Origin of the sequence: Tenacibaculum sp. L6, assembly GCF_028823685.1 — a bacterium.
Classification (GTDB): Bacteria; Bacteroidota; Bacteroidia; order Flavobacteriales; family Flavobacteriaceae; genus Polaribacter.
Genome location: NZ_JAPEHZ010000090.1, coordinates 1 through 6620 on the forward strand (window position 1 = coordinate 1; position 6620 = coordinate 6620).

A 6620-nucleotide genomic window follows, 5' to 3' on the forward strand; every position below is an offset into this window, starting at 1 on the left:
AAGTTTTCTGGCCATGGTGTGTTACAGCCTGCTAACTTATAATCTGGTACGTCTACAATCTCTGGATTGGTCATGTCGTAATCTCTTGAAACTAATGTAGTCTCGGTATCACTGTTACCACAATCATCCGTAATTGTGAATGTATACAGTCGGTATTGTGTACATCCATCGGCACTGTCTGGTTGATCAACTCCACCATCGGATTGAATACCTTGTCCGCCTGCTGCACAGTTGTCTGTCCAATCAGTCGTTAAGTTTTCTGGCCATGGTGTGTTACAGCCTTCTAGTTTATAATCTGGCACATCTACAATCTCTGGATTGGTCATGTCATAATCTCTTGAAACTAATGTAGTCTCAGTATCACTGTTACCACAATCATCCGTAATTGTAAACGTGTACAGTCGGTATTGTGTACATCCATCGGCACTATCTGGTTGATCTACTCCGCCATCTGATTGAATACCTTGTCCGCCTGCTGCACAGTTGTCTGTCCAATCTGTCGTTAGGTTCGCTGGCCATGGTGTGTTACAGCCTTCTAGTTTATAATCTGGTACGTCTACAATCTCTGGATCCGTCATGTCGTAATCTCTTGAAACTAATGTAGTCTCAGTATCACTGTTACCACAATCATCCGTAATTGTGAATGTATACAGTCGGTATTGTGTACATCCATCGGCACTATCTGGTTGATCTACTCCACCATCAGACTGGATACCTACTCCGCCTGCTGCACAGTTGTCTGTCCAATCTGTCGTTAAGTTTTCTGGCCATGGTGTGTTACAACCTTCTAGTTTATAATCTGGTACATCTACAATCTCTGGATTGGTCATGTCGTAATCTCTTGAAACTAATGTAGTCTCTGTATCACTGTTACCACAATCATCGGTAATTGTGAATGTATACAGTCGGTATTGTGTACATCCATCGGCACTATCTGGTTGATCTACTCCGCCATCAGACTGGATACCTACTCCGCCTGCTGCACAGTTGTCTGTCCAATCTGTCGTTAGGTTCGCTGGCCATGGTGTGTTACAACCTGCTAACTTGTAATCTGGTATGTCCGTAATCTCTGGATCGGTCTCATCTGGTGTTACTGTAAAAGTTTTTTCACAAGTTTTCACCTGTTCACATTCATCAGAAACCTCATATTTTACAGTAATACTTCCACCACACGCGTCTGGTGCTTGAAGAGTATTAATATCTACCTCTAGATCACTAACATAATATTTCTCAACAACGGTTCCATTTCCTCCTGATTTTGAGAACCCAGACAACCAAGTACTAAATTCACTATTTATACTTTCTTGTGATGCACATTCTGGAATTGTTTTATCATCGGGACATACTTGAATTAAAGGAATTAAAGGTTCTCCCTCTACTACAAAGTCATCTTCTGCCGTACAACCTACAACACCTGGTGCAAACGTTAGGGTTGCTGCTACACTATAGGTTCCTGCTTCACTTACTTCTAAGGTACTTCCTGTTTCTCCTTCTAGCTCCTCACCATCTTTATACCATACATAGGTAAAGGTATTCCCCGCAGGAGTTGCTGTTGTTGTAAGTGTAATACTGTCTTCTGTACACGCTATATCTTCACCTTCTATCTCTACAGTTACCTCTGGGGTATCTGCTAAACTAAATGGTCCTGCTAAATCTTTTAACTCTGCTGTAAAAGAATCAGAAGATCTTGTTTTTACAATCACACTTCCTAATGGACTAACACAATCTATACCAGGTGAACTACTAGAATCAAAACCTAAAGCTGAAGCATTGATTGCTATTTCCGCAAACGTTAATTCTGAATAATCTGGTACTATATTTCCTCCTTTACTGATTGTTCCCCAAGGACCTGCTGGTACTGGACCTCCATCGTTTACTTGAGAAAACACCGCTTCAAGACCTGGTATATCTCTTCTAAGTTGAATTTCAGCATATCCATAGTTTCCTGCTCCATTACCTCCTGAATATTGTACATATCCGTTATTATCTTCTACAAATTCAAAAGGTCTTCCCCCTTTTGCATTTTGTGCATCAAAAAAAGAATCAGGCACCCCTACTAATTCAACCCAAACATATAATTTAACAATTGCATTAGCTCCTCCATTTGCATAGTTAATAGAAAGAATGATGTCTCCATGTTGAGCTACCCCACCTGTTACAGGATCAAACAAATAAGGAGTTCTACCTCCTGTTGCTGATAAATCTTCAACTGATTCTATAGTTCCATTTACTAAATTTACTTTCTTTCTAAAGTATTCAAAATCTAAATAACTATCTCCACTATCGTTTCTTGTTGATGCTCCTAAAAAGGCCCATTCGTCTGTCCCCACTGTAGTTCCTTCTCTTCTTAAATGCCCGTAAACATCTATAATATCATTTTTTTGCGGAACCGAAGCATCTGTAATTGTCCAAGTGTCTGGATTGTCATTATTTTTATCTGAACCTCCTGTAAATACATTTGAATCTGAATTATTTCCTTGCGCGTTTTGATCTCGAATAAATACAGCATCAATCCAGAGTCTTCCATCTACAACTGAGTAAATAGGATAACTCATTCTTATTTCTGCTGAAGCATTATCGTTTACCAATAAACTCGCTGTAGTTGCAGTAGCAGTTTCATCAATAACTCCTTTCCCTGAGGTTCCTAAAAACCAATCATCTGTTCCAAACGGGAAGACTGCTCCATTTGGAAAGGATACTATTCCTGAATACACATCTGCATCAACACCAAAGTTCGCATGAACACTTGTTTCGGTATTTACTGTTTGTGCATTCACTGCATTAATTGAAAATAAAAAAAGTACGACAAGAAACCCCGCCATACTATTTCGGTATCTTTTTAAATTTTTAGTAATGCATTTTTTTAACGTGTTAAACCTCGTCTACCAACAGACAGGTTGTGTTTCATTAAGCAACATATTGTAATATTTTACATAGTATTATTCTTTAATTTATACAATTAAAGGGGTTACTCATCTAGCCAACAAAAATTACGTTAGCTGTAAAATATCTTTTGAAAGGTTATTAAATAACTATTTTAAGTTTAAGAGAGGTTGCATTTAATAATGCTTAAGAGAGGTATGAGGGCCGTCCAATTTTTAAGAGGTAAGAACTCAACCTAAGGAGCTTGAGCCGATGTAAAATTAAGCATTTAACATAGGTTTAACAACCTAAAATCCTTGTACTTTACATAAAAAAGGGGGTTTCCCCCATAAGAGAATTATCGTCCTACAAGCGGTTTAAATCTTGCGGAGCTTTGAACTTATTTTTAATCGCTAAATTTTATTTTCAGGAAAAACCCTTAATTAAGTCAGGTTCTACTATATTTTTTAACATAAAAAAACCATCACCTTTTAATTATAAAGATGATGGCTTTTTGCTTATTTATAAACAAATGTTTATGCTTTCTTATGCAAATCTTCTTTCTATGATTTCTAATAACCTGTTTTCATATTCTTCTTTAGCTGACCAATCATAATCTGGTTTTATCATTTTAGTGATAAACTTTTTCGCTTCTTTTTCTGTTTTAAAAGTATTGAGCTGAGAAATAACTCTATTAAAATCGTTTTGATCACCATCAAATAAATGTTTTACAAAAGCAATTCTATCGTTTAAATCAATTTGTATTGTTTTTTGAAAATAGTCATTTACCGTTTTTTTAGGCTCTACTTTCGTAAACAAATCGGTCATTACATCTACCGAAATAGTGTCTTGCAATTCATCTTCTAGAGTTGGTGTTTTTCGTTCTCCAACATCCTTTACGTCATTTTTTACATCACTATCACCATGCAATAATTCTTCTAGTTCATCAAAAGGTTGTTCTATGATTTCTTCTATAATCGTTTCTTCCTCTATCGCTTCAATAATTTTATCAGCTATTTCATCTGCTTCCTGCTCTAACTCTTCTTTTAGAGCTTCTTCTAAATGATGAACAACTCTGTCCTTTTCTATAGGTTCTTCTATAGATTTTTCTACATTCAATTCTTGAACAGCTTCTTTTACTTCCTCTTCAACAACCTCTGTAATTTCTTCTTTTGCATCAGGAACAACTATTTCTTTAACTGATAAATTTTTAGCCAAAACTTCTTCTTGTTGCTTTTCTTCAGCCAACACTATGTCCTGCAACAACTCTTCTTTAGATTTTAATGGATTAGGAGTATTATTTATATACTCTTCTACATACGCTAAAACCGAAAGTTTTTCGTAAACTTCATATGCCTTTTGCTTTAACTCAAACACATCTTCTTTATTTTTCATTTGTAAGATACTGTGTGCTAAACTGGTTAAATCTGATGCTAGTTTTTTGTGCATAAGTTGTCGTTTGATTTGATTTTTTGCTATTAAAATTTAATAAATTTGTTCCTCGTTCGAAAGTAATACAAAAATCAATAATTAGAGCTTAAAATTACAAAATGTTTCTTGAAAATACAGTAAATCACACAGAACAATTTGGTTGGATTGAGGTAATTTGTGGCTCAATGTTTTCGGGTAAAACCGAAGAATTAATTCGTAGACTTAAACGTGCTCAATTTGCTAAACAGCGAGTTGAAATTTTTAAACCTGCAGTTGATACTCGTTATGATGACGAAGAAGTAGTATCGCACAATGAAAATAGAATTCGTTCTACACCAGTTCCTGCATCTTCAAATATTCGATTATTAGCTAACGATGTTGATGTAGTTGGTATAGATGAAGCGCAATTTTTTGACGATGAAATAGTTGCCGTGTGTAACGATTTAGCTAATAGAGGAGTTCGTGTTATTGTTGCTGGTTTAGATATGGATTTTAAAGGAAAACCATTCGGTCCTATGCCTGCATTAATGGCTACTGCTGAATATGTTACCAAAGTACATGCTGTTTGCACTCGTACGGGTAATTTAGCACACTATAGCTATAGAAAAGCACAAAGTGATGACTTAGTATTCTTAGGTGAAACTCAAGAATACGAACCATTAAGTAGAGCTGCATATTACAAAGCCATGAAAGAGCAACAAGCTCGTAATAAAGAAGAAGACACCAATAATGAATAACAATCACGTTACCGTTTTAGAAATTGATTCGCAAGCTGTACTACACAATCTTGCTTATTTTAAACAAAAACTACAACCTCAAACCAAAATTTTAGCGGTTGTTAAAGCGTATGGCTATGGAAGTGAATCTGTAGAAATTGCCAAAATCGTACAAGATCAAGTTGATTATTTTGCAGTAGCATATTCAAATGAGGGAATTGCTTTACGTGAAGCAGGAATAACAACTCCTATTTTAGTGTTGCAGCCACAAATTCAGAATTTAGAGGAAATTGTAAAATATCGACTTGAGCCTAGTTTATATAGTTTCAAAATATTTGATGCTTTTATGAAATTAGCCGATGAAACTCCTTTAATGAATTATCCTATTCATATTAAATTTAATACTGGGTTAAACAGATTAGGGTTTTGGCACACAGATGTTCCTGCTTTAATTGCAGAACTAAAAAAATCAAACAACGTTAAAGTAGAATCAATTTTCTCTCATTTAGCAGCTAGTGAAGATCCTTATGAACGAGATTTTACGGTTGGACAAATTAACAACTTTGCCTACATAGTAAAACAAGCATACAAGCATTTAGGTTACGAACCTATGATTCATATTTTAAACACTTCTGGAATTATCAATTATCCACAAGCGCAATTTGATATGGTTCGTTTAGGAATAGGATTGTACGGATTTGGAAACGATGAGCAAGAAACCGCTCAATTAAAAAACACCCATACGTTAAAATCTATCATTTCTCAAATTCATTTAATTCAACCTGGTGAAACTGTGGGTTACAATAGAGCTTTTGTTGCTAATCAAACTACTAGAAGTGCCACAATTCCTATTGGTCATGCGGATGGTATTTCGAGAAGATTAGGTAATAAGAATGGATTTGTTTTCATCAACAATCAACCAGCTCCAATTATCGGAAATGTATGTATGGATATGATTATGGTTGATGTTACAAAAATTGATTGTAACGAAGGAGATGAAGTTATTATTTTCAACCATCAACAACATGTGGAATACATGGCTCACAAGAGTGAAACTATTCCGTATGAAATACTTACTGCTTTATCGCAACGTATAAAAAGATTGGTAAAACGCTAATTTTTTTATACTTTTCAATTCAATTAACTATTAAAATCAAATATATGGGAATGCTTAAAGAGTTTAAAGACTTTGCAATGAAAGGTAATTTAGTAGACATTGCAGTAGGTTTTGTAATGGGTGCTGCTTTTAACAAAGTAGTTGCTTCGTTTACAGGAGGAATCGTTTCTCCATTAATTGGCTTATTATTCAATGCTGACTTTAAAGACTTAAAATATGTAATTAAAGATGGTGTTGCTGATGAAGCTGGAAAAGTAACAGGAGAAGTTGCTGTAATGTACGGTGAATTTTTAACCAATGTTATCGACTTTATTATTGTTGCCTTTGTTATGTTTATGATTGTGAAGGCTGTAAACGCAATGAAGAAAAAAGAAGAACCTGCTCCAGAAGCTCCAAAAGGACCTAGTCAAGAAGAATTATTAGCTGAAATTAGAGATTTATTAAAAAAATAATTCAGTTAAATACTTAATAAAAAAGCTCGCAAATGCGAGCTT

At 35.1% G+C, this 6620-nt stretch carries 4 protein-coding genes and 1 pseudogene; 3 read left to right on the forward strand and 2 right to left on the reverse strand.

Annotated elements, in window-relative coordinates:
- Together OU788_RS11485 and OU788_RS11490 are read right to left on the reverse strand one after the other, a co-directional pair.
- A pseudogene (locus OU788_RS11485) lies at positions 1-2822 on the reverse strand (hypothetical protein); the annotation flags it as partial.
- Positions 2823-3408: 586 nt separating this feature from the next.
- Positions 3409-4311 (reverse strand): hypothetical protein, encoded by a 903-nt coding sequence (locus OU788_RS11490; protein WP_274635300.1) that lies wholly within the window; start codon positions 4309-4311, stop codon positions 3409-3411.
- A 101-nt stretch (positions 4312-4412) separates the two neighbouring features.
- Here OU788_RS11490 and OU788_RS11495 point away from each other — a divergent pair, with 101 nt between their 5' ends.
- From OU788_RS11495 to mscL, 3 genes are read left to right on the forward strand one after another with little or no spacing between them, the layout of a single operon-like run.
- The gene (locus OU788_RS11495) at positions 4413-5030 is read left to right on the forward strand and encodes a thymidine kinase (protein ID WP_274635301.1); all 618 of its coding nucleotides are present in this window, start codon (positions 4413-4415) and stop codon (positions 5028-5030) included.
- Positions 5023-6126: an alanine racemase gene (gene alr, locus OU788_RS11500; RefSeq protein ID WP_274635302.1), complete on the forward strand. Its 1104-nt coding sequence runs from the start codon at positions 5023-5025 to the stop codon at positions 6124-6126. The genes OU788_RS11495 and alr overlap by 8 nt, the downstream gene beginning before the upstream one ends.
- A 50-nt stretch (positions 6127-6176) precedes the next feature.
- The gene (gene mscL, locus OU788_RS11505) at positions 6177-6578 is read left to right on the forward strand and encodes a large-conductance mechanosensitive channel protein MscL (RefSeq protein WP_274635303.1); all 402 of its coding nucleotides are present in this window, start codon (positions 6177-6179) and stop codon (positions 6576-6578) included.
- Positions 6579-6620: the final 42 nt, after the last annotated feature.

What these genes read in the sequence shown, in the direction of transcription:
- OU788_RS11490 (WP_274635300.1), bottom strand. Translation starts at nt 4,311, where the DNA reads ATGCACAAAAAACTAGCATCAGATTTAACCAGTTTAGCACACAGTATC.
- OU788_RS11495 (WP_274635301.1), top strand. Translation starts at nt 4,413, where the DNA reads ATGTTTCTTGAAAATACAGTAAATCACACAGAACAATTTGGTTGGATT.
- alr (WP_274635302.1), top strand. Translation starts at nt 5,023, where the DNA reads ATGAATAACAATCACGTTACCGTTTTAGAAATTGATTCGCAAGCTGTA.
- mscL (WP_274635303.1), top strand. Translation starts at nt 6,177, where the DNA reads ATGCTTAAAGAGTTTAAAGACTTTGCAATGAAAGGTAATTTAGTAGAC.